We start from the raw sequence: 25,651 nt of genomic DNA on the forward strand, positions 1-25,651 counted from the left end.
CTCAAACGGCCTGTTCCAGCACCCGCGATCATGTTTAACGTCAGCAAAGGGAGGAACCAGATGATCTCAGTCGTAACAGGAGCCGCAGGTGGGATGGGCCGCGCAATTGTGACACGTCTTTTGGCAGACGGGTATGACGTGGTTGGGCTGGATGTGGATGCCGGTGGCCTGGCTGAAATGGCCGCGCCCGGCTTTACGGGCCTAACCGTAAACCTGTTGGAGCCCAGCGCCATCAAGCAAGCCTTTGCCCAGATCGCCGAACAGCACGGCGGCGTTGATGTTTTGGTCAATAACGCGGGCACCTGTTATATGTCCGATTTCCCCGACATTCCCGAAGATGAGTTTGACCGACAGATGGCGCTGAACTTTGGCGCTGCGTTCCATTGCAGTCAGGCTGCGATCAAGCTCATGAAAGGCCGCAAAGGTGTGCGCAAGATCGTGAACATTTCGTCCAACGGTGCCTACAACTTTGATGTCTTTGACCCGCCGCACTACCGCGCGTCCAAGGCGGCTTTGGACAACCTGACCAAAGACCTGGCACGCCGCTATGCCCGCGAAAAAATCTCTGTGAACTCTATCGCACCTGCGATGACGGAAACCCCGCTGTTTGGCGTCCTGACAGAAGATGTATTGGAAAAAGCCATCGCACAAATGCCCCACGGCCGCGCCATGCAACCCCAAGAGATCGCCGCTTGGGTCGGGTTTCTGGTCTCATCCGCGGGGGATGTTTCAAGCGGGAATGTGATTATCCTCAACCAAGGGCGCGACGTCCGCTAAGGCCCAAGACGGGGTCAGCTGTACCACTCGGGCGCTTTTTTCAAGGCAGGCCACTGGGTGGGGCTGTGACCATAGATCACAAACGCCTCTCGCTTAGCGGCCAGGGTCTGCAGCCGCGCCCCGTGATACACGGCTTGGTCGACATCCCATGAACCCGCAAACCCCTCTTCAATCTCAGAGGCACGGCTGATCGCGTCAGAGGTCAGCATGATCCAACCGCTTTGCGGCAGATGGATCAAAAAGGCCAGCTGACCGGGGGCGTGGCCCGGGCACAGCAAAACCTCAAACCCATCGCCCAGCACCATATCACCCTCAACGAGCAGATAGTCCCGATCAGGCCAGTCCATTGGTTGTTTGCCAGACCAATAAAGCGGCTTGGGCAAGGCACGCTCAGCCTTTGCAATCAGGATCGGGATGCCCGGAAAGCCGTCCATGTCGCCCAAGTGATCAATATGCGTGTGGCTTTGGATCATGAGGCCGATGTCTGATTTTCGCAGTCCAAGTTTGGCAAGCTGCGCCTCAGGTAGGTTGTTCGGCGTCACGGACACCACGCGTCCAAAACTGCCCAGATCATCTTCTGCCGTCGCAGCATCTGAGTTTTCTGCGTATTTTGCAGGAAATCCGGTATCAATCAGAACGTATTCACCCGCATCCGTTTCGATGACAAAGCCACAAATGCCGATTGTCCTGGGGCCTGCGTGGACCTCAAATAGGCCATAATCCAATATGGCGAGCCGTTTCGGTTTTCCCTTCAGCGGGATCGCGATACTCATGTCACCATTGGGGAAAGAGGCCGCATGAAAGTCAAGATACACACGTTGTTCCAATATCTGCTTGAGACAACCGAAGCCGCACCAGAAGCGGTTGTCGGGTTCTCACTATCGCAATCCCCACGATTGGGTGATTTTCTGGATGAGATGGACCCGGATCTTTCGCTTGATTGGAACAACAAGGACTTTCGGGGGCTGCCAGACCTGCGCGGTCACGTCCTTGCCCAGGCGGGGCTGACAAACCTGTGTACTGCCGATGACGTCTTGATCACCGCAGGTGCGGCAGAAGCCAACTACCTTGCGATCATGCAGCTGCTTCAGCCCCAAGATGAGATCATCATTGAAACGCCAGGTTGGCCACAGGCGGAGGTTCTGGCCAAAGCCATCGGCGCGAAAATCACCAAAGTGACACGCCGCGAAGAAGACGGGTGGCGGCTGCCGCTGGATGCTTTGGCCAAAGCTGTGTCAAATCGCACAAAGATGATCTTTATCAGCAACCCCAACAATCCCACCGGTCAATTGCTGTCCGGCACAGAGCTGAAAGAGCTGGTGCGTATCGCTGACAAGGTTGGGGCCTGGCTGTTGGTGGATGAGGTTTATGCCGGTCTGGAATGGGAAGGCCCGCGTGCTCCGGCCATCGCGGGCCTTTATGCGCGCGGGATCACGACCGGTTCCGTCAGTAAGGCACTTGGCCTACAAGGCCTGCGCACCGGTTGGCTGATCAGCGCAGATCCCGATGTGGTGATGGATGCCGTGATCTTGCGTGAAAACAGCTCAGAGATCATGAACATCCTTGGTGAAGTCATTGCCGAGATTGCGCTGCGCCCTGATCGATACCAAACGGCCATGGCGCAAGCCCGGCATGAGGGCGCGGCAAACCTGGCCGAAATGGATACCTGGGTTACGGGGCAAGACGGCCTGTCCTGGGTGCGCCCCCAAGCGGGCCTTATCGGACTGGGACGGCTGCCTGACGGGATCGACAGTGATGTCTTTGCAAAACGTCTGCTGGCGGATCCCTACCGCACCTTCCTGTTGCCCGGCAGCGCCTATGACCAACCAAACCATATCCGACTGGGCGTCGGCGGCGGCGCTGCAGTGAACCTTGCAACCGGTCTTGACCGTGTTGCGCAGGCGCTGCGGGACTGGCAATAGCTACGCTTTGTTGGACAAGTCACAGACACCTCAGGAGGTTCCCATTGCAGATCATCGACGCGCATCATCACCTATGGGCCCCCAACACACCTGAACTGGATGTCGGGTATGTCTGGATCAAAGACATCGGGGCGATGAAACCCTTTGGGGATCCCACACCAATTCAGCGTGACTATCTTCTGGATGAATTTCTGGCAGAGCCGTCACCAGACACTTTGCAGGCCTCTGTCCATGTCCAGGCCGATCCGAAAATTCCAGATCCTGTGGCTGAAACAGCCTTCGTTCAGAGGATCAGCGATCAATCGAGGCATCCGATATATAGTGTCGGCTTTGCCGATCTGACGTCAAAAGCCTTTGCTGATCAGCTCACCCGCCACCAGGCCTATCCAAACCTCAGGGGCATCCGGCAGATCATTTCTTATCTGCCAGACCGGCCTGACATCAGCTTTGCCCCCAGAAACCGTCTGGATGATCCGCTCTGGCGCGACAACTTCGCCCGATTGGCAGACAGTGGATTGCGGTTTGATTTGCAGCTCTATCCAGAACAGATGTTGCAAGCGGCCGATTTGTTGGCAGCGCACCCACAGATACCTGTGGTGGTTGACCATCTGGGATCGCCCTATGACAGTTCACCCAGCGGCCTTCAGCTTTGGGCGACGGGGATGCACGCCCTGTCGCAGCTGCCGCAGGTCAGCGTCAAATTATCTGGCTATGCTATGTTTTTTGGCGGCCAACTGACTGGCCCTGCAAAGCAGGTGACGCGTGACATTCTAAAGATGTTTGGCGCAAACCGGACGATGTTCGGAAGCAACTTTCCCGTAGATAGCTTGCATCTGCGGTATCCAGACATCCTCAGCTTCATCCGCGAAATTACGCAAGATGACGAGGGCGCGCAGCAGCAGGTCTTTGGTGCCACTGCCGCGCGTTTCTATGCCATCCCGATGGGATAGCAACCGTTAGCGGGTGTTGATCAGCCGCGCGTCATAGCAAAACTGAAACGCGTGATCGACAGACAGGTTCGCGCCTGCCGTCCGCAGTGCTGACGAAACCCCTGTCACAGAGACAGGCGTGGTATTGCCAGGTGCCAAACCAAAGGTGACCGGCCCGCTGTTTGTTGTCTGCGGCATGCGGACGTACAGACGGTCGGTGCCGCGCGCATTCAGCACATCCTGGGCATAATCAGACGCGGCACACCAAGCACCACGCGCGCCATATCGGTTGCCAGATGGCACCGAAAACAGGCCATTGCCCTGATCTGTCACTGTAACGCGGTTCTCCGCGCGAAATGTCTGCGCATCTGCGATACCTGCCGTCAGGGTCAGAGCAGCCGCCAGAGCCATTGAAAATTTATGCATATCATCCTCCAAAGGACCAAACGAATGACCTGAACGTTTCGCGTCAGGCGTCTTTGAAAGATGGGCGCATTCACAGCGGGAACAAGGGCATGCCACCTCTCTGCCCATCACGCTTTGGGGAGGATGATTGCAAAGCTGGGGTGCCCAACTGTCAGATCAGATAGGCCTCAAATACTTTGCGCATCTGATCAGGCCAGGGCGCTGGCCGAATATCCAGATCAACATTGACCAACGAAGACCTGGACGCAAACCGTTCCTGATCAGGCCCACTGCCGACAATCTGCAAACCAAGGCTGGTGCGGCCAATCTGCGTGACGTTCAAAGCCAAACTTAGATCATCCCCATGCCTGCTGGGGGCGGTGAAGGTTGTCTCAATCTTCAAGGTGGGCGTAGCATGATTGCGATGCAAAACGTCCCAGGGCACCCCGACGGCATTGGCGAACCAGTCTTCGATGCAATCGTTTATCATCTCATAGTATCGCGGGAAAAAGACGATGCCAGCTGGGTCGCAGTGGCGAAACATCACCTTCTGAAAATAGTGATGGGTTTGGGGTGTGGGCGATGCACACATCTGTCCTGCTCACTTGCTTTGCTGTGCCGGTATATCCGCGCGTAGCGTCGAACCTAGCACGAAAGCCCCGCTGGCCCAGAACACATGCCACAAGGGCTGGCCCTAGGCCATCTGGGAATCGCTCCACAGATTGCGCTGTTGGTTTTCGTAAGCGATGCTCGCTTCCTCAGCGCTGATATGCGCTTCGGCCAGGGATTCCATCAGCGATCTGCCGGTTTTCCAAACAAGGCGAATGGCATCGCCGGTCACGACACGTGGTGCCAGCTGTTGACCGCTATTGTTGAATATCTCAGTCCGGCTGAGCGACAGGTTCACATAGTCGCGCAGCTTTTCCATATCTGGCCGCCATCCACCGTCAGCGATGCACACAAAAACACCGTTGCCCGCGTAAGACATCAGGAACTGGTGATTGATCAGCGTGTCCGAAATAACCTCAGCCACGTCTGAGATCAGACTGCAAAACTCAAAGCCTGACAGGCCCTGGTGAAACTCATTTATCTTGCGAATAGAGATTGCAAAGACAGTTGAGCCAAACAGGGAACTGCGTGTGAGCTGAGCGACATAGTTCTCCAGCGCCGTGTGATCAATCACGTTGTCCACGTCATAGATGGATACAGGATCAAACAGCCCAATCTCTTGCTCGGCCCCGTCCTCGCCTTCGCCCAAGCCATTGGCCGCAAACACTTTGCGAGATGAGATTTTACCACGCTTGATCAGACCTTCCACCAATTCCAGCCGCGAGCGAAGCTCAGCAACCTCAAAAGGCTTGGTGACATAGTCGGTCGCACCGGCGGTAAAGGCCGCATCGATGTAGCGTTTTTCCGACATCGCTGTCAGCATCAGGATCGGTGTATCCACAAACGGACGGAACTCTTTGGCTTTGCCAATCAGCTCAACACCGTCCATGCCCGGCATCTGGATGTCAAAAATAAAGCAGTCAAAATCCGTTGCCACCGCTGTTTCCAGGATGGCCAAGGCATCGGGGCCCGAGGGGGCTGTCGTCAATTCATGGTCGCCAATGGCTGACATGAATTGCTTGAGCAACTCAAGGATCAGCGGGTCGTCATCAACCGCCAGAACTTTCATTTTTGCCTCCGTTTCCAGATACGCTTGGCTTGGCGCTCAGGTGTCTGCTTTCTTAAAGTTCAATTCTATCTAGAAAAGTGGCGAAATTGGGGCACCTTTGAACAATCCGGCTATTCTTCGAAGATCGTTTCTACGGGTGCGCAATTCTTGAAGAACACCGCAGAAAGCGTGTGGATTTTGCCACGGATTTGCCGCTGGGTGCCTGCCACCCGATCGCTCCGATATCATCACTTAACGTAAGGCCTTCTGGCCATGATCCCCACACAGCGTGGCGACAATCCCACAGTTCTTGGGATGTTTATTCTTATATTAACAATTTTTATCTTTGCCAAACCAAGAATTCATGGTTCTTTGCAAAAAAACAATAAAACCTATTGGGCAGAGACAATGACAATTTCATACGCGGCCGCAAGGAGCGCGCCCCTTCTGGAATGGGAGGACGAACGCCTGTTGATCGCCGATTGGCAACAGCGACAAGACCGCAATGCGCTGGAAGCGCTTTTGGTTTCGCACGCGCGTATCGTTCACTATTGGGCAAAAAAACTAAGCCAGGACAAAGCAGAACAAGAAGAGTTGGTCTCAGAGGGCTTGCTTGGCCTGATCCGGGCCGCCGACATGTTTGAGCTGTCCCGCGACGTCAGATTTTCGACATACGCGCGTTGGTGGGTCAAGCACTCGGTCTTTACGGCACTGGATAGTCTTCGAACTATTGTTGAGACGCCAAGTACAGGCAAAAATCAGAAACTGCCCTGCATCAAGCAATCACTCGAAGATGAAGACGGGCAAGACCGTTTGGTGTCAGAGGCCCCCACCCCCGAGGAAGAGGCCATTACTAAATCGTCCGTTGAGATGATGCGGGGCCACATCTCGCGCGCGCTGGAAGGTCTGGATGCCATCGACCGCGAGGTGGTTGTGTGCCGCAGCCTGCAACAACCGCCCGAGAGCGTTGGGGATTTGGCGACCCGTTTGGGTGTCACCGCCAGCAAGCTGCGCCAGCTGGAGCGCCGCGCGTTGTCACGCCTGAAGTATGCGCTGATGGCGCAAGGCGTTTTGACCGGCAGGCTGCAATAGAATGATGAATTTGATCCAAGCACTGGGGGAAACGCCCCAAGCGGCTGTGCCAAACGGGCAGGGCAAGACGACGCCCGGCGCAGGAGAGTTTGGGTTGTTGGTGCAATCCGCTGGTCTGAAAGTGGCCAAACCGCAGGACACGCCGGGTGCGGGAAGCACAGCTGCTTTGGTGACAACCACTGACGCATCCAAGGAATTGGCGTTGGCACCAGATGGCACCGTGCAGCTAGACGCTATTGCAACACCAAAAGACGGGGCATCTCAGCAGCTGTCCGGCACACCTACCACAGTTGCTGACCAAAGAACGGTCGCTGTTCCTGGCAGCTTTGAAGCGCCCCAGATACCGGGCGAGACAGCGCTTGCAACGGACGTCTCAGCGCCTTCTGGCAATACCGGTCTGGTGGTGGTACCTCCTAGCGTCCCAGGTTCAACTCCAGGCGTGCCCAGCGACAAGGTGATCTTGCCGACGGCAAACATCATCAGCACAGGACCCCCCACAAACCCGATACAAACGGCAGTTATCGCACCTGTGGTCAATGAACAGGGTGCCACGACAGCTGGGCCACCCGCTCAAGTGCCGGTCCAAACTGTGCCGGTGAGTGCAGCCCAAGTCGCTGAAACGCCAGCCTTGGCGGTGGCACCTGAAACACTACCGCAAGCGAAGGTCATTCCTGCAGCATCTGTGCCGCTCACTGACACGCAAAAGGGAACTGTCGCCGCGACTGTGCCATCCAAGAGCACGTCAGTCACAGCGACCAGCCAGTTGCCCGCTGCTCCCACACCCGCAGCGCCGCAACCCGCCATCGTATCCGTGAGCACGCAAGCGACCCAAGGCACAATCTTGCCGACGGCTGGCACCACACAAACTGCGCATGAGATTGACGCGCCAACCAGCCCGCTCACGACCGCACCACCGGCTATTCCAGCTCAGACACGCCTGGACGCATCACCCCTGCGTCAGGCCGCAGCGGCCCCCGTACCATCGCAGCCAGGGGCTAAATCCCTAGCGGCTCAGCAAAGTGTGGCGAAAGCTGCGACACCAACTGTAACGCAGGTCCAACCGACCACTGCTGCCGCAACGAAACCAGTTCCCGTGGCGGCCAACGTATCCCTTACTACACAAGCCGCAGCGCCGGTGACTGCGGCAGCAGGGACACCCGCTCCTTTGACCGCAGAAACCGCAACGACGCAAACCCTGTCGGTGGCCCCAACGCTCAGCACCCCGGCCCCGCAGCCACTGCGCGCGTCAGGTCCACGGGTTGAACCTGCGGCATCAACACTGACGAGCGCTGCAACGGCGGTCGTGAGTGAGACCGAAGCGGGTGCGGACACCGTTGAAACGCTCAAAGCCGCTGCCCCAGTCAGCCTTACCAAAACCACTGCGCCGACACACCTGGGCACGCAACCGCAGCCTACCTTCCTTGCCGCATTGAATGCCAACGCCGAGCCCATCTTGGTTGATCCGGCTGAGGCACCGCGACTTGAAGTGCTGCAAGCCTTGCAATCGGAAACACGCCCCATCGCCCAAGCATCGGTGACGGCGACCACCGGCACCCAACCGAAGCCAACCAAGCCCTTTGCAGAGGCGCTGGTCAGTCAGGTGCGCGCCGTTGAGGTGTCAGATGGACGCACGACCGTAAATCTGCATCCCAGAGGGCTTGGCGCGATTGAAATCGAGGTGATCGGCGACAAAGATCTGGCGTCCAAGGTGGTTGTCAGAGTGGACAATCCCGCCGTGCTGCAGGTGCTGCGCGATGATCGCCAGATGTTGGCCCAGGCCATCGGCGTTGCAGACAGCACTGTGATGGAATTCGAGAACCAAAACAGCAATGCCCAGACCGATCAGCAGGCCAAGAACAACAACACGTCTTCAGACCTCGGCCAGGTGAGCGCGTCGGATGATCCCACCCCGGAGCACACCGACGTCATCGCCAATGGCAATTTGAACATCTTAACGTAAGAAGGATCAGACCATGCTCACCACGCCCGCCCTTCTGAACAACGTGAACGCAACAAGCGCGACGGCTGACAATTCTCTTTCGCAGTTGGGCGAGGACTATGAGAGCTTTCTGACCCTGCTGACAGCGCAGATCCAGAACCAAGATCCGCTTGCCCCTGTTGACAGCACTGAGTTTGTTTCACAGCTGGCGCAACTTTCGCAGGTGGAGCAGGCCGTGCAAACCAACGATCAGATTGAACTTTTGTCGAACCAGATGGCGGGTTTGCTGAACCTGAATGGCACAGACCTGATCGGTCGGCAGGTGAAATCCACCTCTAACGTGCTGTGGCTGGAGAACGGGAGCATCAATTCATCCTATGCCGTTGGCGATGGGGCGGTATCGGTTGAGGCCCGGATCAGCGATCCACTGGGGCGGGTGGTGCGGACGTTGAACGGACTGTCCACAACGCCCTTCACCGAATTCCCGCTGGAATGGGACGGCACAGATGACGCCGGGGTGGCGCAGCTTGAAGGACGATACACGGTCCAGTTGCTGGCGCGCGATGCCAATGGGGATCCAGTTGATACCGAGGTCTCCCGCACCGCTGAGGTGAAAGAAGTGATCTTCCAGGAAGGCGAGATTCTTTTCACCTTGGAAGGAGAAGAGACCGTCTCATCCGTGACGGTACTGGCTGCGAGATAAGCACGGCTATTTGCCCGCAGCGATATCCGAATTGAATGAGTTCAGGCGCGCCGTGCGCACCATCGGAAAATCAACATAGATCTTGCGCACCAACTTAGCGGCAAACTCATGTTTGCTTTGGTCATCTTCCAAGGGTTCGCTCAAACTAGGTTCGGTCTGTGCCAACTCAGCCATTGCCGTCACCGTGGCATCCCGCAATTTGGCTTTGCCCGACGCTCCATTGATCTCTTCAAAGTTCTTGGCACCCATCACGAAAACATCGAGGTCAAACACCATGTAAAGCGTGTTCTTGTTCTGCGGGATTTGCATCGTGAACTTGCCCAGGGGCATCAGAAACAGGTCCTGATCCTCTTTCTTCTCAGCCATGGCTTTCTGCTCGGGCTCAGGCGCTGAGGTAGGCCGAAACATCGCTTCGGCAAAATACCCCGCCGCCCCTGCACCAACAGCAAGCACTCCGATGATCGCAAACTTGATCACCGCACCCTCACATCAATACGGCAGAATAACTTCGAGAACATCCTGACCAACGCGCGGGGATTGCACGACGGAAATCTGACCTTTGCCACCGTAGGAAATGCGGGCCTCGGCGATTTTGTCGTAGTTGATCGTATTGGCCACCCCGATGTCGGCCTCACGGATGATCCCGGCAATCCTCAATTCGCGCAGTTCCTGGTTCACTTTCACCTCTTGCCGTCCGGCAATGACAAAGTTCCCGTTGGGCAATGTCTGGATAATCAGGGCTGCCACCCGCAACTGAATGCTCTCTGTCCGCCTGATGCTGCCGGTGCCATTCGCCTCAGAGCTGCTTTCCAACCCCAAAGAGGTGCCGCTGTTTGTGGCGGTATCGAAATTGAGGATATCGGCATCCAACACGTTCTGCTTTGCATCGCGGCTGCGCGCCGTTGCATTTTGCAGCTGCGCGCGGTCGTTGATGTTGATCAGGACGGTGACCAGATCACCAACGGTTTGCGCGCGCCGATCCTTAAAGAAACTGGTGGTATTGCTGGACCAAAGGCTGGACGCCTCTGCCCGCTGCGGGGGTAACGTCGGCTCAACCATGGGCATGGGCACGTTGATCCGATTAACCTCACTCATCGTATTTGGATCCAACACCAGATCGCTTACCCGTGGATTACGCGCATCCTCAAACTGTGTGCAGGCCGTCAAAGCCGCCGCCAGCCCTGCCAAAACTGCCAATCTGATCTTCATTGCCATACCTCCACCACGCCTTCTGCTGTGGCAATCGCATCAATTGATTTGTTGCTGGACAGGTTCACAACCTTGATCGCCTGCCCTTCGTGCGCGTCCGACATGGCCCGGCCACTTGCAGTCAACGCCAAGGCCCCGTGTTTCAGCACGATCTTCACCTTATCCCCCCGCTCAATGATGCGCGGCGGGATCACCGATTGGCGCGGCACGGGGCGGCCCGGCACCAAGGTACGCCGGACCTGCTGGCCCACCAAAAGCTCTGCATCATCAATCGCGAAGGCACCCAACCGTTGCATCGGCAAATCAATGAGCGAGATGTCCTGACGCGATACAATTTCGTCAGGCAGCATGCGGCGCGTCGGCACCGGCACCGAAACGGTCATGATCGCCAGGCCCCAGACACGCTGCGTGCCACCGTATTCAGTCACAACATTGGCGATGAACTGGCCGGTGTCCTGATCCATCCAGAATTCCTGGATAAACTGGCCCTCCGTGACCACGCCTTCAGCCAGGCGGATATCAATCCGCGCGTTGTCTGGCAAAAGCAGATCCAGCTCAGCCATAGCGCGTTCTTCGATGAGGTCGGTGACCTTGGCCACGTTTCCCCAAACCGGCATGGAGGTCAGCAAAAACACCAGCAAGGCCAGTTGCAGCAGCTTTAGGAAAGTTGAATTCTGGGTCATCCGAAGATCAATTCAGTTACTTGATTTGGTTGGTTGTGGTCATCATCTGATCCGCGGTTTCGATCGCTTTTGAGTTCATTTCATAAGCCCGCTGCGCCGAGATCAGATCGGTGATTTGCTGGATGATGTTGACGTTGGAGTTTTCCAAATAACCTTGCCGGGTGATCCCCACACCAGGCGTGCCGGGCGTGTTTTCAACCGGATCACCTGAGGCACCTGTGACCTCCATCAAGTTGTCGCCAACAGGCTTGAGCCCGGCCTCGTTCAGGAACGTGGCAAGCGTGAGCTGGCCCAATTCCACCGGCGTGGGATCATCCTCCACATAGGCCATGACGACGCCTGATTGGTTTATCTCCACCTGGCGGGTCAGTTCCGGCACAACCACGGCCGGCTCCAATTCATACCCGTTCAACGTCACAAGCTGCCCGGTTGAGCTGAGCTGAAAATTACCGTCCCGCGTATACGCCTGAGAGCCGTCGGGGCGGTTGACGATGAAGTATCCGCGCCCATCAATAGCCAGGTTCAACTGGTTTTCGGTCTGTACCAAACCGCCTTGGGTGTTGTGACGGATGACACCAGCGGCCTGCACGCCCAGACCAACGTCTGTGCCCACGGGACGCGCGGTGCCTTCCTCAGACGTGAGCGTGCCCGCGCTGCTGATCCCTTGATAGATCAGATCCTGAAACGCCGCCCGCCCGCTTTTGAACCCGGTCGTATTGGCGTTTGCAATGTTGTTGGCGATGACGTCGACGTTGGTTTGCTGCGCCAACATCCCTGTTGCTGCGATACCGAGTGATTTCATTTTACTGCTCTACCTTCTGGCTTTGCTTTACTGCCCAAGTTTCTGAATTGCCCCTTTGGTCAGACCATCATCTTCGTTCATCAGTTTTACGGCGTTTTCATATGCGCGCTGAATGTCGATCAGACGGGTCATCTCAAGCACGGCCTGCACGTTACTTCCCTCCACAAATCCCTGTTTGATCTGTGCAGTTTCGGCAGGTTGTGGGGCGGCGGCGCCAGTGGGGATCTGATACATGCCGCCGCCCAGGGACAACATGTTTGCCCCCTGCTCGATTGTGAAGACACCGATGTTGCCCAGCACTGCGCCTGTACTGTCAGTGATGGCACCACCGGTGGTGATGGAGACGTCAGGCCCGATGTCATCCGGCAAAACCACCGGTCCACCACCTGCGTCAAGAATTGGAAAGCCGCCCGAGGTTTTGAGCTGTCCATCAACATCAAGAACCAGCCGACCATGCCGACCATAGGCCGGTTCATCCCCCCCGATATCAAAGGAGAACCAACCCTCACCGGCCAAGGCCACGTCAAAAGGGTTGCCTGTCGGGGTCAGCGCACCTTCGCGTGTATCAAGATATGTTCCACGGTCCTGGACATAGCTGATGCCGGTCCCTGATGAGCCGTCTTCGACGGATTCAAACAACGGATGCAGCGCCTTGAACCCCGCGGTGTTGGCATTGGCCAAATTATGCGCAGTCAGGTTCAGATTGCGCTCAAGCGCAGTCGCTTGGGACAGCGAAATGTAGCTAATGTTGCTCATTAGAGCCTCCGTCGGCGGAGCAGGTACCGAGGTATGTCATGCAGATGGCAGTCTGTTGCAAAAACAAAGTCTCACAAGTACAAGAATAACACAAGATATATTGTAATATACAAGAACAAGTATCGAGATGATCCGAGCAAATCTATATACAGCGGCGACTATCCTTGCGGTGCTCAGCGCACCCACTGCCCCGCTGGCGGAAAAATATGCAGGACATGAGCCGCGGATGCTGCCGCCCCGCGAAGCGGGATGGCCCAGTGATCTGGACCTGCAATATTGGCCCCGGACAACCTTTTACCCCGACATGGTGCAACTTGTTCAGATGCTGGGGGCATCACATGGACAGGAACATACGTCGCTGCTGCTCAGCGCCGCTGAGCTTTATCTGACCCATATGCTTGTGTTTGAAGCGCGCTCCACCCTGGAGGGCATCACCCCTGAGCAGCCCGATGAACAGCGCCGCCATCTGGCCCTCAGCCATGCCGCACAGCTGCTGGATGGGGAGGCTGTCGAAGCGTTTGAAACCTCACCCCTGCTGGATCCATCGCGGGGCGATGTGGCCTTTTGGCGGAGCCTGCAAGCGATTGCTGACGGAGATGTCGCAATGCTGTCTGGCAACATCCAAGGCAGCTTTGCAGGATTGGGAATGCAATCCCGCGCTGTTCTGCGTGCGATGCTGCCTGTCTTCATTGAGGCCGCGATTGAACTTCGCCAAGACACCTACGCCGATGCAGCCATCAGGTTGATGGCTGAGCTGCCGGATCTGTCCTCATCCTCAACCGGGTATTTCCTGCGGGGCCGCGCCCAAGAACGACGCGGCAATGAATCCTCTGCGCTGGCACAATACTTTGAGGCCGTAAGCGGCTGGGATGCCTATGCCGCTCGTGCCCGGCTGGCTGTTGCGGACATGTCTTTGCGAAACGGCAGCCAAGGGGCCCTGCTGGCGGCAAAAAGCACGCTGGAGGATGGCCGCGAAGCCTGGCGTGGTGGAGAATATGAGTTGGAGTTGCACATCCGGCTCGCCCGAGTATACGCGGGCCTCGAAGATCCGGTGAACGAACTGCTGACCATGGGCAAACTTGTGACCCGCTTTCCTCAGGCCCCTTATACGCAAGCCTCTGGTCCCCGCATTGAGGAACTCTTGGCCTCCGTCTATCAAAAGGGCGGCATGGGGGAGTATGCGATTGGGGACTGGATGCAGGCGCATCTGCAACTGATGCCGTTTTTCAAATACTATCCAAGCTTCACCCGACATACTGAAACCTTTGCCGATTACGTTCTGGGCCTGGGCGCCACTGACCTGGCCGCACAAGAGCTGCGGCGCGCCATCCGGCTGGCCCGTGACAGAGCGGAAGACGGTGAAGACACGGGCCAAGAAGTCTTTGATCTGACGCTCAAGCTGGCACAGGCAAAACTGAAAGCAGGCCTGGCAGAAGATGCCCGCTTAACCCTGGAATTGGTGGACCTGCCAGAGGGTGCCGAGAACATGGAACGCCATGCTGCTCTCAAAGCAACTGTTCTTGCCAAATTGGGCGATACACCTGCCCTGTTGCAAACCACGCTGGCAGACCCAACAGCCGATCACCTGAGGCAGCTGGCGCTTGCCTTGGCAAAAGAAGAAAACTGGGCGCAGTCCAATGATGTTTTTCTGCAGCTGTGGCGGAAATACCCAACTGACTTTTCACTCCAAGATGCGACCCGCTTGCTGATCGGTGCCAACCGCGCGAATGACGCGGAAACCGTGACCAAGATCACCGAAGCCTTTCCGGGGCTAAGCGACGATAAAGATTTGATAATGCTGGCAAAAAGCCTGTCGAACGAACAGCCAGAACTCTTTCCTTTGCGCGCGGATGATGCCGCGACACGGCTGCAAAGCCTTGAGAACGCCTTTGAAAGCATCAAGAACACCGGCATCAGCCAATGAATAAATTAAAGATAAATTCGCTAAATTAGCATGCTGTAAGGATAATTTAAGAGAATTTAACCTTACTTAAAACTCCTGCGTGTATCTTTCCTTCAAAGGCAGAAGAATAAAAAACATAAAAAGGTGGGCAGATGAGCATTTCAAGTGCACTTCAAACTGGCGTGAGTGGTTTGAAAGCGAACTCTAAGCAGGTCGGTAGCATCTCAGAGAATATCGCAAACGCGAACACCGTTGGTTACCGTCGTGGCTTTTCACACTTGGTGACAACCACAGCGTCAGGCGGCAACGGCGAAGGTGTCTTGTCAGTTGGCGCGGTGGACCAGTTGGACATTGAAACCGCGGGCGGTCTGATCTCCACCAACTCACCCACAGATATGGCAATCGGCGGCAGCGGATTTTTCGCCGTTTCGCTAACCCCGAATGAAACGGTCGCCACAAATTACATGCTGACCCGCGCGGGATCGTTCTTGCCCGATGAAGAGGGCAATCTGCGCAATGCGGCGGGATACTACCTTGCTGGTTTTCCCTATGGGTTGGACGGCACTGTTGGATCGGTGGACCGCAGTTCATTTGACCAGATGCAAACCGTCAACATTGGCAATTTCAACATCTCCGCGGGTGTCACAACCGAAGTGGATGCCTTTGGCAATTTGCCGTCTCAGGACACAGGCGTCACCACGCCCGGCGCGCCCTTCGCAACCTCCTCTGAATACTTCACGCCTTTGGGGGCAAGCGAGCGGTTGAGCTTTTCTTGGTCCCCGACGACCACCGCAAACACCTGGGATCTTGAGATCTTTGACAACGATGACGTTTCACTCGGGACATTGACGGTTGAATTCAACGACTCCGGCGCAGAAGCAGGCAGCCCGCTGGCCTACACGGGTGCCACATCCACAGCGACCGCCCCCGCCGCTTTTGCCTTTGACGACGTCACAGGCATTGCAACAGTAACGCTGAACAACGGCGCAGTCCCCCAGACCCTCGACATCGTGCTGGGCGCCCCAAACACCTTCCAAGGCGTGACGCAATTTGCTGGTGACTTCAGCCTGTCGTTTGACCGCGACGGATCAAGCGTTGGGGAATTGGTGCGCAGTGAAATTTCTGAAGACGGCATTCTGTTCGGGATCTTTGATAACGGACTACGCCGCCCGCTGTTTGAAATACCGGTCGCAAATGTGGCCAACCCCAATGGCCTGATTGAGGCAAAGGGCAACGCATATAAGCTCACTGCTGAAACCGGCGCCTTCACCGCCTTCCAGGCGAATTCCTCAACAGTAGGCTCGATCAACGCGGGCGCATTGGAAGCCTCTAACGTGGATATCGCCCAGGAAATGACTGACCTGATCAAGGCGCAGCGGGCGTTCTCGACCAATGCGAAGGTTATTACTACCGTCGACGATCTGATGGATGAAACAACACGACTGAAACGCTAATCCTAACCAATCGGAGTAAAACATGAGCCTCTCGGCGGCCATGAGCGCCTCAGCTTCGGGTCTGCGTACAACGCAGACCCTGTCGCGTATTGCAGCGGACAATGTTTCCAACGCGATGACCGAAGGATACGTGCGACGGCGCGGCCATGTCGTCACGCCGAACGCCGGCCTTGGCGGCTCCATCGTCAGCGAAATCCGCCGCGAGGTGAACGCATCTTTGCAACGCATGTCGCGGTTGGAAAACAGCAAGATGGCGCAACACCAGGCCATCAACGAAGGTCTCAGCGGCTATACCGCCTATCTGGGGCAACCGGGCGACGGTGCCTCACCTGCGGATAAATTCAGCGCTTTTCAGAACAGCATGACGACCTTGGTGAACATGCCGTCCTCAACAGGTGCGCAATCAGGGGCCGTTTTAGCAGCAGAGGAATTGGCCGCCGCGGTACGCGGTGCCGCGCAAACACTGGGCACGACCGCATCTGAAGTGGACATGGAAATCCGGTACGAGGTCGCGGATCTCAATCAGTCACTATACCGGCTGGGCGAACTGAACGCCCGGCTCAGAGATTATGAGCCCGGCTCGCAAGAAGCGATCAAAACCGAAGAAGCAATGGACAACATGCTCGATCAAATCTCGGGCATTGTGGACATCCGCACGTCTGTCTCATCTGACCGGTCGCTGAGTGTGTTCACCTTAGGCGGCGCGGCCTTGATGGAAGGTGATCTGGTCCAAGACGTCACCTATCAGCCGGGCGACGGGACATTGATGGCCGGAAACCAAGACATCACCCCCTACAAGGACGGCATTCGCGGCCTGCGGCACGGCAGCCTTGTTGGCCTGTCAGAGCTGAAGCGGGAAACCATTCCACGTTTCAATGCCCAATTGGACGAATTTGCACGCGGGCTAATTGAAACATTTGAAGGCGCAGACGCGTCGTTGTCTGCTGGGGATACGGGCCTGTTCACCGATAACGGTTCGCCATTTAACGCCGCAAACCTTGATGGTTTGGCCAGCCGCCTGCGCGTGAACGAAAGTGTTTCCATTTCTGGCGATGCTGAGGTTTGGCGCATGCGGGACGGCTTTGGCGTCACCAGCGAAGGGGATGCCGCTGACTCAAGTCAAATCTCAGCCTTCATTTCCGCGTTGACCAACCCGCTTGGGGCCTCTTCTGCGACGGGGCTGCCAAGCTCACTCACGGTACAGGATTTCGCCGCCGAAATGGTAACGGCACAAGCAACGGCACGGGTCCGCGCTGAGAATGACTATAACGCGGCCAGCTCAGCGGCACAGGTTGTGAACGCCGCCCGCAGCAACGCAGAAGGCGTAAACATCGACGACGAAATGCAGCAGCTCTTGGTGATTGAGCAGAGCTTCGCCGCAAATTCTCGTGTTTTGTCGACCGTGTCAGAGATGATCGACACATTGATTTCGATTTAAGGAGAGAGAGATGAGCTTTGGTGTCGGTGGGCTATCCACCATGCAGTTCAACCTCTTTAACCGTTTGAACGTGCAGCGCACGTCGCTCGAACTGCAGCAGGCCGGGCAAGAGGTTTCAACGGGCCGCAAACATGACGTCTTTGCCGATCTTGGGTCACGCTCAGCATCGGTCATGCGGTTGCGCGCCAATGAAAACGACACGCAGACGTTTATGCAAAGCAATGAGGTGCTGCAAAACAAACTGCAGGCCACGCTGACCTCCATTGATGCCGCGCGCGGACGGATCCAAGCGGTGCTGGAAACAACGCTGGCGAATGTGACCCGCCCGCAGAATGGCGCGGACGTCTTGCAACGCGATGCGCGTGCGGCGTTGGAAAGCCTCGTGGCGACTTTGAACACCAGCTACAATGGCGACCATCTCTTTTCCGGCCTCAAATCTGATACCTCTCCCTTGATGCGGTGGGAAGAAACCAACGTGGCAACGGGTCTGTCACCCGAGGATGCGCTTGCGTCCATATTCGGGACAGGACCGGTGGATGCGGCAACGGCCGACGGCATTGCGGACGCCATTGATCTGGCTTTCGCGTCAAATGACACAACCGATCCCAACCGCAATTATGAGGCAACGTTCTACAACGGCTCACCCGAAGTAGACAGTGGCGGTCAACCCACACGACATGTGAATGCCTGGGTCAACGTCGGCCAAGAGATTGTCTATGGCGTCCGCGCCAATGATGAAGCTTTCCGGGATGCCTACAAAGGGTTAGCCATGCTGGCGGTTACCGATGTGAGCGAAATGGATGAACAGGCCTATGCCACCTGGATGGGGCGGGTCGTAGACGCGCTAACCGGCGCGCAGGAAGGGATGCTGGATGCATCTGCACGCATTGGTTTCAGCCAGCAGGTTGTTGAGACAACGCAAGAGCAGCTGGTGGATCTATCCTTGGTTCAGCGCACCCAAATCGCAAACTACGAAAGCGTTGATCCCTATGAGGCAATCACGCGGATGACCAACCTCGAAACTCAGCTGCAAGCCAGCTATCAGGTATCCTCCCGCCTGGCAGGGCTGTCGATCCTGAACTTCCTAAGGTAGAGATTTGGCGGCACCGAAGTGCCGCTGCATACGCTGCGCGTAAAAGTGAGATCAGGTCCGCGTTAGCCGACCTGCGACATTTGCTCCGGCGTGCTGAGCTTATAGCCGCGGCCATGCACCGTCTCGATATACTGCCAACCGCTTTCAGAGGCGGACGCGATCTTTTTGCGCAGCTTGCAGATGTAGACGTCAATGACCTTGTCAAAGGGCTGATCAATGCTGGCCCCATAGACCGCATCGTATATCGCATCCTTTGAGATGACCTTGTTGGAGTTCAGCGCAAGATGCTGAAACACCGAATGCTCACGCTTGGACAGCTTGATCCGGCTGCCTGAGACAATCGGATCACGACCGTCAAAGAATGCTGTCAGCTCTCCGACCACGACACTATCGGCGGCATGGCCGCAAAGACGTCGAATGATGGAATTTGTACGCGACAACACTTCGGTGCCGCGGATCGGGCTGACAATCACATCATCCGCCCCAAGGTTCAGCAAATCAGATGTCTGCTGTGCATTCCGAAAGTTCCGCAAGGCCAGGATCGGGTTTTCACAGCCCGCGTTGCGCATCGCGCGAATGTAGGTGCGCACGTCATCACTTTCCCCTAACAAAACAGCCCGGGTTTCATGCCCAGGCTGCATCAGGACACCCAGCCCCGTTACGAAAAAGTCATCTCCGACGAACTGGGGCTCAATCCCAGCGCTTCGCAGCTCAGCCGTTAACCCGGCGCGTCGCTCTTGCTGCTGCTCAAAAACATAGACCCGCATGCCACTGCCAACCTCAATTGTTCTTATTTATCCTTGAGTGGTATCAAGGAAAGAATTTCTAGACAATGATTAAATCAAATTTATTGTTGCATTTTACTTGGCTTTAATCTTTATATGAGTTGGACTTGCTGCTCGTCTTTAATGTTCGAGGTTGACAGAATGCTGCATCGACCGACGCTTCGCACCCTTCGTGGCATCGCATTGGCTGTCTCTGCCGGTGTGGCGCTGCTGTGCGGGTCAGTGGCTGACGCGCAAGTCCGTATCAAAGATATCGCTAATTTCGAGGGCGTCCGCGAAAACCACCTGATCGGCTACGGGCTGGTTGTGGGCCTTCTGGGCACGGGCGACAAGCTAAGCTCAAGCCCGTTTACCCGTGAATCCATCCGAGGGATGCTGGAACGCCTGGGCGTCGCAAACCTGGATGGCACCGAACTCAAGACCAAGAACACTGCTGCTGTAATGGTGACAGCCAAATTGCCACCATTTGCCCGGCGGGGTTCCCCGATCGACATCACCGTCTCCTCCCTCGGTGATGCGACGAGCCTGCGCGGCGGCACTCTCCTTGTCACCCCCTGACCGGTGCCGATGGCGCTGTTTATGCCGTCGCGCAGGGAGCGATCGCAACCTCTGGCTTCAGCGTGGCGGGCAATGCCGCGACAGTGGTTGAAGGGGTTCCAACCATCGCAAAGGTGGAAAATGGGGCCATTGTTGAACGCGAAGTCGATTTCAACCTTTTCCAGATGGACAGCATCCGGGTCGCCTTGCGCGTGCCTGACTTTACCACCGCCTCCCGCGTGCGTGACGCCGTATCGGGCGCGCTGCCTGCCAATAAGGTTGAGGTGCTGGATTCAGGCACCGTAGAGGTTTGGGTGCAAGGCAAAAGCGATGTGCCAGAAACCATCATGGCCATCGAGAACCTGACCGTAACGCCCGATACCATTGCACGCGTGGTTGTTGACGAAAAGTCTGGCACCATTGTCATGGGCGCAGACGTGCGCATTGCCCAGGTCGCGATCAGCCAAGGTGGTCTGACGGTGCGGGTGCAAGAGAATTTCCAGGTCAGCCAGCCAGGCCCCGTGAGCTTTGGCGGAAACACCGCCGTGATCGCAGGTGATCCGATCCAGATCGGCGGGACGACCGTTGTTGTCCCCGAAACAGAGATCGACATCGCCGAACGCGACGGCAGCTTTACCATCCTGCAGGGCGACGTCAGCCTGCAAGAGCTGGTGGACGGTCTGAACGCAATCGGCGTCGGCGCCCGTCAAACCATCGCCATCCTGCAAGCCATCAAGGCCGCAGGCGCACTACATGCTGACCTAGAGATCATCTGATGACGACGCTGACCGATCTTTTATCTTCGTCAAACGTGTTGTCAGGCCAGCTACGCGCACCGCAAGAGACGCAAACCGCGCAGACCGCAGAGGATTTTGAGGCGGTCTTTCTGACGCAATTTGTCGATGAGATGATGAAGACCAGCAGTTCTACCGCCTTTGGCGGTGAGAAACAGGCCGAGATGTGGCGTTCGTTCATGTCAGAAGCTGTGGCCAAACATCTGGTTGAACAAGGTGGGCTTGGCCTAGCGGGCAGCGTCAATCAGATCTTGGAAGCCTACACAACAAACACCACACCACCGACGGAGGGCACAAAATGATCCCCCCAAAGAAGTTTCGTTTCGGCGAAAGGATGGAGCAAGCCAATCAGGCAGGTCAGATGGTTCTGACCGCCGAGGATGAACAGAACCTCGACGCCTATGTGGGCAAGATCCGCGAAACGGTTGATATCCTTCGCAAGGAGATCGCAGGGATCAAAGAGGGCAATTTGGAAGTCGTGAGCGAGGTTTTTGAAGAAAAGTCAAAAATCCTGAAGTGGCTTGAGCTGCGCACACCGGTGGTTGAGCCGTTCTTTCATCATGACTTCGCCCAAAAACTGAACATCAAAGGTCATCTTGCTGAGCTCAAGAATAAAATTGAGGAAGATGGTGCATTGCTGTCACGCATGGCCGTCGCCGCCCGGACGGTATTGCGCGAAGTTGAAAAAATTAACAATCGCAATAACTTAGGCGGAGTTTACGGTAAGTCCGGTCAGAAGGTCAGTGGCGAAAAAGCCCAACGTGTGAACGTTGATCGCGAACTTTGACACGAAAAAACCAAATTTTCTGGTTTCTTTAACTGTCCTTTAACAAATTCTGCTAAGTAAGTTTTATCGGCCAAAAGAGCCGCGCCGCGTCAGAAGACCGGCCAGTCAGCCAGAGAGCTGCATTCAGTCAGAAAGACTGAAGATATAAGAGAAATGAGGAGAGCAGAAATGTCGTCAATTCTCACGAATAATTCCGCAATGGTGGCTCTGTCCACTTTGAACATGGTCAACCGTGGCCTTGAAGAAACCCAAAACCGCGTATCCTCCGGTCTGGCCATTCGGTCCGGTAAGGAAAACGCCGCCTACTTCGCTATCTCCGAGACGATGAAGGGTGATAGCGGCATGTTTAAGGCCATCAACGAAGGCATGACCGCGACCAAAAACTCGGTTGCGACAGCGCGCCTTGGTGCTGAATCAGTCAAAGACCTGGCGCAGCAGATGGTTGAGCGTATTGCCTTTGCCCAAAGCGACGGCATCGACATCGCAGACGTTCAGTCAGAACTCGACGCTTTGTCCAGCAACATGCAGTCCGCCATCGACCAGGCAACCTTTAACGGTGATGACCTTGTGGGGGGTGCCGCCGCCGCTCAGACGGTTGTGACAGGTATTACCCGCGCAGGCGGTACATTTGCCGCCACCACCATCACCTTCAACTCCGTTGATCTTCAGGCCATCCAAACGGCCCTTGACGGCATCAACCTGGTAACCTCAACCGACCTGGCGGCCGATCTGGTCACAGCGGAAGGCCAGCTGCAGAACGCCATTACTGCGGCAACATCCCTGGGTGTGACTGAGAACACGCTGGACGGCCAGATGGAGTTCCTGGAAAGCCTGACAGATACACTGGACTCCGGTGTAAGCTCGATGGTGGATGCGAACATGGAAGAAGAGGCCGCCAGATTGCAGGCCTATCAGGTGCAACAGCAGTTGGCGACGCAGTCCTTGTCGATCGCGAACCAGTCACCACAGAACATCCTGAGCCTCTTCCGTTAATCCAAACCAACCGCTCGGTAAAAACAGCATTGTCCCTGGCATCAGGGGCAATGCCTCCAAGACCCTCTCTCCAGAGATAAACCGGCTCTCTCAGGGCCGGTTTTATTATATAAGACAGTATGTTACCTCATTGAGCGGCAACGGTCGCGGCCTCTGCCTCGGCCTGCTCTGCCGCCTTGAAGAATTCCTTCAAGGGATCGGCGATACCTGCCTCCAGGATCATGCGGTACAGCTCAGCAAAGCTGTGGTCTGCTGGCATCTGATCGCCCCGCTGCTGGGACAGAAACGGGCTCGCCGCCTGAAAAAAACGAATGGCTTCATCCGTGCTTGGATCAGATCCTTCCTTGTAGGCCCCCAAGCGGATCAAATCCTCCATGTCGGCATATCGGCCCAGTACTTTTCGCGCGGTCTTGGTGATCTCAAACTCTTCGGGTGAATGGCACCCTGGCAGCATCCGCGACAAGGACCGTTGCAGATCAATCGCCGGGAAACGCCCTTGTTCAGCGATACGGCGATCCAGCACCAGATGGCCATCCACAATGCCCCGCACCGCATCTGCGATGGGTTCATTCATGTCGTCCCCATCAACCAGAACCGTGTACAGGCTGGTGATGTCGCCCTCGCCCTGACGCCCTGGCCCGGCCCGCTCCAGCAGATGCGGCAGCTCACTGAAAACAGAAGGCGGATAGCCCCTCAGCGTTGGCGGCTCCCCCCGTGCCAGGCCAATCTCACGTTGGGCCATTGCAAAACGGGTGACGCTGTCCAACAGCAGCAAGACCTGCTTGCCGGTTGATTTGAAATATTCGGCAATCGCCGTGGTCGTCAGCGCGGCCTGCTTGCGCAAAAGCGGTGCCTCATCTCCGGTTGAGACGACAACAACCGCACGCGCCATGCCATCAACGCCAAGATCTTCGGTGATGAACTGCTGCACCTCGCGGCCCCGTTCACCGATCAAGCCAATGACGATCACATCCGCATCCGTATTCCGGGCCAGCATCGCCATAAGGGTCGATTTACCAACGCCGGACCCCGCAAAGACACCCATGCGCTGGCCCTGACACAGAGGGGTGAACACATCAACGCATTTGATCTGCGTCTCCAGCTTTTCCCCAACCTTTTTGCGCTCAAACGCGCCGGGCGGTTGGGCGGCAAATGTGGATTTTCGACGCGGCCTGCGCGCCCGAGCATAGCCCGACAGGGGCCGCCCTAGGGCATCAACGACCGATCCGATCCAGCTGTCATCCGGGTAGACCAGATCATCATGCTGCAACAGTTCAACCTGGTCACCTACTGCCACGCCATCCCAGCTACCAAACGGCAAGAGACACAGATCAGAGCCCTGCGCGCCGACCACTTCCCCGTCAACGGAACCTTTGCGCCCGATCACACGGCAGCGGCTGCCGATGCCTGCGACGGCTTCCAATCCGGTGACTGTCAGGGTCAGCCCCACGATCGCCCGGACACCGCCAACGATCCTTGAACTTGAGGATGAATAGACCGCATCCTGCAAATTTAAAAACGTTGACATCAGGTTTAAACCTTTTTTAATCTTTCTATACTTGCTATACACCAAGAATAAAATGCGAGTCCACGATGAACACAGAACCTCAGTCAATCTTTGATCTTGCGCCGAAACGCCTCAAGTGGCTTTCGGACCGTCAAAAGGCTGTGTCTGAGAACATCGCGAACGCCGATGTTGCAGGATACCGGGCCAAGGACGTCGAGAGTTTCTCTAATTACATGGAGAAAACGCACGCCAATGCCGTCCTGCCCAGCGCCAAGGAAACAGAAGCAGAGGTCAGCTGGTCCGCTGATCTTTCCGGCAACAACGTCGTGCTGGAAGAGCAGATGATGGAGGTGAACGCCAATGCGGGGCAATTCCGCTTGGCCGCGAACCTCTACCGCAAAGCACATGAGCTGGTGCAAGCCGTCGCTGGCCGCAGGTAAAGGGGATAAACCATGGATGCACTGAGCAGTGTCAACGTCACCGCCGCCAGCGGCATGCGCGTGCAAAGCGAACGCTTGCGGGTGGTCTCTGAAAACGTCGCGAACTCAAGCTCAACCGCGCAGACCCCAGGTGGTGATCCCTACCGGCGCAAAACCATGCAGTTTGACAGTGGCACGGATGCCCGCACAGGTGCGGCCATCGTTCAAGCCGGCGATATTGAACGAGACAAAAGCCCGTTTGAGCTGCGCTTTGATCCGTCCCACCCTGCGGCAGATGAAAACGGCTATATCAAGCTGCCAAACGTGAACCCCCTCATTGAAATGAGCAACATGCGGGAAGCCGCGCGCAGCTATGAGGCGAACCTGAACATGATCCAAAGCGCCCGTGACATGCGGCGGCAGCTTGTCGATATGCTGAGGTAACGGATGACTGATTTTTCATCAGTGCGCGCATCCTACGTCCAGGCCGCTTATGCCAAAGCAGCCGACACCAAACCCGCGCCAACAGATCCAACCCAGCAGCCGCCCCAGGACTTTTCCAGCATGGTGGCCAACGCCGCCCAGAATGCCGTGGAGACAGTGCGCGAAGGCGACCGGATGGCCCTGGCCGGGCTACAGGGGCAAGCCAGCCTGCAGCAGGTGGTTGAAGCAACCATGGCTATGGAAAGCACGGTCCAGGTTTCAGTCGCGCTGCGCGACAAACTGGTTGAGGCCTATCAGGACGTGATGCGGATGCCGATCTAATCCGCAAAATACGAAGGATGACAGCTGCCGCATGGATCCGGTTACGACATATGAAATCATCCGGCAGGCCATCATGGCTACGTTGCTGGCGTCAGGCCCGGTTTTGGCCGTGGCGCTTGGCGTGGGCCTGATCATCGCGTTTTTTCAGGCGCTGACCCAAATTCAGGAAATGACACTGACCTTTGTGCCCAAGATTGCTGCAATCTTTGTCACGCTCGCCCTGTCCTTGCCGTTTATTTTTTCCACGCTCAATCGTCTGTCAGATCGGGTATTTGACCTGATCATCAGCGGAGGCATCTGAG

The 25,651-nt window shown here is 56.5% G+C and carries 28 protein-coding genes and 1 pseudogene; 18 read left to right on the forward strand and 11 right to left on the reverse strand.

The features are described from left to right. Positions 1-60 precede the first annotated feature (60 nt). On the forward strand, positions 61-777 hold the full coding sequence (locus ACZ1HM_RS20765; protein WP_472744472.1) for an SDR family NAD(P)-dependent oxidoreductase: 717 nt from the start codon (positions 61-63) through the stop codon (positions 775-777). A 14-nt stretch (positions 778-791) separates the two neighbouring features. Here the strand turns inward: ACZ1HM_RS20765 and ACZ1HM_RS20770 are convergent, their stop codons facing one another. Further along, complete coding sequence (locus ACZ1HM_RS20770; protein WP_472744473.1) at positions 792-1,550, reverse strand: MBL fold metallo-hydrolase; 759 nt, start codon at positions 1,548-1,550, stop codon at positions 792-794. Positions 1,551-1,574: 24 nt separating this feature from the next. Here ACZ1HM_RS20770 and ACZ1HM_RS20775 point away from each other — a divergent pair, with 24 nt between their 5' ends. Both ACZ1HM_RS20775 and ACZ1HM_RS20780 read left to right on the forward strand, forming a co-directional pair. Continuing rightward, a complete protein-coding gene (locus tag ACZ1HM_RS20775) occupies positions 1,575-2,699 on the forward strand; it encodes an aminotransferase class I/II-fold pyridoxal phosphate-dependent enzyme (RefSeq protein WP_472744474.1) in 1,125 nt (374 codons plus the stop codon). A 44-nt stretch (positions 2,700-2,743) separates the two neighbouring features. Then, on the forward strand, positions 2,744-3,649 hold the full coding sequence (locus ACZ1HM_RS20780) for an amidohydrolase family protein (protein ID WP_472744475.1): 906 nt from the start codon (positions 2,744-2,746) through the stop codon (positions 3,647-3,649). A gap of 6 nt (positions 3,650-3,655) precedes the next feature. On the opposite strand, the gene ACZ1HM_RS20785 is transcribed toward ACZ1HM_RS20780, so the two are convergent. The 3 genes from ACZ1HM_RS20785 to ACZ1HM_RS20795 form a co-directional block, all read right to left on the reverse strand. Beyond that, a complete protein-coding gene (locus tag ACZ1HM_RS20785) occupies positions 3,656-4,054 on the reverse strand; it encodes a hypothetical protein (RefSeq protein ID WP_472744476.1) in 399 nt (132 codons plus the stop codon). Positions 4,055-4,205: 151 nt separating this feature from the next. After that, a complete protein-coding gene (locus tag ACZ1HM_RS20790; RefSeq protein WP_472744477.1) occupies positions 4,206-4,625 on the reverse strand; it encodes an acyl-CoA thioesterase in 420 nt (139 codons plus the stop codon). Between the two features lie 102 nt (positions 4,626-4,727). Beyond that, positions 4,728-5,711: a response regulator gene (locus ACZ1HM_RS20795; protein WP_472744478.1), complete on the reverse strand. Its 984-nt coding sequence runs from the start codon at positions 5,709-5,711 to the stop codon at positions 4,728-4,730. A gap of 387 nt (positions 5,712-6,098) precedes the next feature. On the opposite strand from ACZ1HM_RS20795, the gene ACZ1HM_RS20800 reads away from it, so the two are divergent. From ACZ1HM_RS20800 to ACZ1HM_RS20810, 3 genes are read left to right on the forward strand one after another with little or no spacing between them, the layout of a single operon-like run. Then, the gene (locus tag ACZ1HM_RS20800) at positions 6,099-6,782 is read left to right on the forward strand and encodes a sigma-70 family RNA polymerase sigma factor (protein WP_472744479.1); all 684 of its coding nucleotides are present in this window, start codon (positions 6,099-6,101) and stop codon (positions 6,780-6,782) included. Between the two features lies 1 nt (position 6,783). Beyond that, complete coding sequence (locus ACZ1HM_RS20805) at positions 6,784-8,742, forward strand: hypothetical protein (RefSeq protein WP_472744480.1); 1,959 nt, start codon at positions 6,784-6,786, stop codon at positions 8,740-8,742. A 13-nt stretch (positions 8,743-8,755) separates the two neighbouring features. Continuing rightward, on the forward strand, positions 8,756-9,424 hold the full coding sequence (locus tag ACZ1HM_RS20810) for a flagellar hook assembly protein FlgD (RefSeq protein ID WP_472744481.1): 669 nt from the start codon (positions 8,756-8,758) through the stop codon (positions 9,422-9,424). 6 nt (positions 9,425-9,430) lie between these two features. Here ACZ1HM_RS20810 and ACZ1HM_RS20815 read toward each other — a convergent pair whose 3' ends face one another. Genes ACZ1HM_RS20815 through ACZ1HM_RS20835 form a run of 5 tightly spaced genes read right to left on the reverse strand, consistent with a single transcriptional unit; the run spans position 9,431 to position 12,874 of the window. Further along, positions 9,431-9,901, reverse strand: coding sequence for a flagellar biosynthesis protein FlgH (locus ACZ1HM_RS20815; protein WP_472744482.1), 471 nt, complete (start codon positions 9,899-9,901; stop codon positions 9,431-9,433). Positions 9,902-9,913: 12 nt separating this feature from the next. After that, positions 9,914-10,633, reverse strand: coding sequence for a flagellar basal body L-ring protein FlgH (locus ACZ1HM_RS20820; RefSeq protein WP_472744483.1), 720 nt, complete (start codon positions 10,631-10,633; stop codon positions 9,914-9,916). Next, a complete protein-coding gene (gene flgA / locus ACZ1HM_RS20825; protein ID WP_472744484.1) occupies positions 10,630-11,316 on the reverse strand; it encodes a flagellar basal body P-ring formation chaperone FlgA in 687 nt (228 codons plus the stop codon). The genes ACZ1HM_RS20820 and flgA overlap by 4 nt, the downstream gene beginning before the upstream one ends. A 16-nt stretch (positions 11,317-11,332) precedes the next feature. Continuing rightward, positions 11,333-12,118, reverse strand: coding sequence for a flagellar basal-body rod protein FlgG (gene flgG, locus ACZ1HM_RS20830; RefSeq protein WP_472744485.1), 786 nt, complete (start codon positions 12,116-12,118; stop codon positions 11,333-11,335). Positions 12,119-12,145: 27 nt separating this feature from the next. Then, a complete protein-coding gene (locus tag ACZ1HM_RS20835) occupies positions 12,146-12,874 on the reverse strand; it encodes a flagellar hook-basal body complex protein (RefSeq protein WP_472744486.1) in 729 nt (242 codons plus the stop codon). Positions 12,875-13,100: 226 nt separating this feature from the next. Here ACZ1HM_RS20835 and ACZ1HM_RS20840 point away from each other — a divergent pair, with 226 nt between their 5' ends. The 4 genes from ACZ1HM_RS20840 to ACZ1HM_RS20855 all read left to right on the forward strand — a co-directional run bounded on the left by ACZ1HM_RS20840 (position 13,101) and on the right by ACZ1HM_RS20855 (position 18,762). Then, on the forward strand, positions 13,101-14,798 hold the full coding sequence (locus ACZ1HM_RS20840; protein WP_472744487.1) for a tetratricopeptide repeat protein: 1,698 nt from the start codon (positions 13,101-13,103) through the stop codon (positions 14,796-14,798). 131 nt (positions 14,799-14,929) lie between these two features. Then, on the forward strand, positions 14,930-16,231 hold the full coding sequence (locus ACZ1HM_RS20845; protein WP_472744488.1) for a flagellar hook protein FlgE: 1,302 nt from the start codon (positions 14,930-14,932) through the stop codon (positions 16,229-16,231). 22 nt (positions 16,232-16,253) lie between these two features. Then, positions 16,254-17,669 (forward strand): flagellar hook-associated protein FlgK, encoded by a 1,416-nt coding sequence (gene flgK / locus ACZ1HM_RS20850; RefSeq protein WP_472744489.1) that lies wholly within the window; start codon positions 16,254-16,256, stop codon positions 17,667-17,669. Positions 17,670-17,679: 10 nt separating this feature from the next. Then, a complete protein-coding gene (locus ACZ1HM_RS20855) occupies positions 17,680-18,762 on the forward strand; it encodes a flagellin N-terminal helical domain-containing protein (protein WP_472744490.1) in 1,083 nt (360 codons plus the stop codon). Positions 18,763-18,824: 62 nt separating this feature from the next. On the opposite strand, the gene ACZ1HM_RS20860 is transcribed toward ACZ1HM_RS20855, so the two are convergent. Continuing rightward, the gene (locus ACZ1HM_RS20860) at positions 18,825-19,529 is read right to left on the reverse strand and encodes a winged helix-turn-helix domain-containing protein (RefSeq protein ID WP_472744491.1); all 705 of its coding nucleotides are present in this window, start codon (positions 19,527-19,529) and stop codon (positions 18,825-18,827) included. Between the two features lie 159 nt (positions 19,530-19,688). On the opposite strand from ACZ1HM_RS20860, the pseudogene ACZ1HM_RS20865 reads away from it, so the two are divergent. The 4 genes and pseudogenes from ACZ1HM_RS20865 to ACZ1HM_RS20880 all read left to right on the forward strand — a co-directional run bounded on the left by ACZ1HM_RS20865 (position 19,689) and on the right by ACZ1HM_RS20880 (position 22,658). Further along, positions 19,689-20,860 (forward strand): annotated as a pseudogene (locus tag ACZ1HM_RS20865) (flagellar basal body P-ring protein FlgI). After that, the gene (locus ACZ1HM_RS20870) at positions 20,860-21,180 is read left to right on the forward strand and encodes a rod-binding protein (RefSeq protein ID WP_472744492.1); all 321 of its coding nucleotides are present in this window, start codon (positions 20,860-20,862) and stop codon (positions 21,178-21,180) included. Before ACZ1HM_RS20865 ends, ACZ1HM_RS20870 begins: the two are co-directional and overlap by 1 nt. Then, positions 21,177-21,665, forward strand: coding sequence for a flagellar biosynthesis protein FlgI (locus ACZ1HM_RS20875; RefSeq protein WP_472744493.1), 489 nt, complete (start codon positions 21,177-21,179; stop codon positions 21,663-21,665). Before ACZ1HM_RS20870 ends, ACZ1HM_RS20875 begins: the two co-directional genes overlap by 4 nt. 168 nt (positions 21,666-21,833) lie before the next feature. Continuing rightward, the gene (locus ACZ1HM_RS20880) at positions 21,834-22,658 is read left to right on the forward strand and encodes a flagellin N-terminal helical domain-containing protein (RefSeq protein ID WP_472744494.1); all 825 of its coding nucleotides are present in this window, start codon (positions 21,834-21,836) and stop codon (positions 22,656-22,658) included. Between the two features lie 127 nt (positions 22,659-22,785). Here ACZ1HM_RS20880 and ACZ1HM_RS20885 read toward each other — a convergent pair whose 3' ends face one another. After that, complete coding sequence (locus tag ACZ1HM_RS20885) at positions 22,786-24,189, reverse strand: FliI/YscN family ATPase (protein WP_472744676.1); 1,404 nt, start codon at positions 24,187-24,189, stop codon at positions 22,786-22,788. 62 nt (positions 24,190-24,251) lie between these two features. Between ACZ1HM_RS20885 and ACZ1HM_RS20890 the strand changes: the two genes are divergently transcribed. Genes ACZ1HM_RS20890 through ACZ1HM_RS20905 form a run of 4 tightly spaced genes read left to right on the forward strand, consistent with a single transcriptional unit; the run spans position 24,252 to position 25,650 of the window. Beyond that, positions 24,252-24,605, forward strand: a complete 354-nt coding sequence (locus ACZ1HM_RS20890; RefSeq protein WP_472744495.1) for a flagellar basal body rod protein FlgB — start codon at positions 24,252-24,254, stop codon at positions 24,603-24,605. A 12-nt stretch (positions 24,606-24,617) separates the two neighbouring features. Next, positions 24,618-25,028: a flagellar basal body rod protein FlgC gene (flgC, locus tag ACZ1HM_RS20895; RefSeq protein WP_472744496.1), complete on the forward strand. Its 411-nt coding sequence runs from the start codon at positions 24,618-24,620 to the stop codon at positions 25,026-25,028. A 3-nt stretch (positions 25,029-25,031) separates the two neighbouring features. Then, positions 25,032-25,349: a flagellar hook-basal body complex protein FliE gene (gene fliE, locus ACZ1HM_RS20900; RefSeq protein WP_472744497.1), complete on the forward strand. Its 318-nt coding sequence runs from the start codon at positions 25,032-25,034 to the stop codon at positions 25,347-25,349. Between the two features lie 31 nt (positions 25,350-25,380). Continuing rightward, complete coding sequence (locus ACZ1HM_RS20905) at positions 25,381-25,650, forward strand: flagellar biosynthetic protein FliQ (protein WP_472744498.1); 270 nt, start codon at positions 25,381-25,383, stop codon at positions 25,648-25,650. The last annotated feature ends 1 nt before the right edge of the window (position 25,651 follow it).

This window comes from Sulfitobacter sp. GN1-4 (assembly GCF_055693825.1).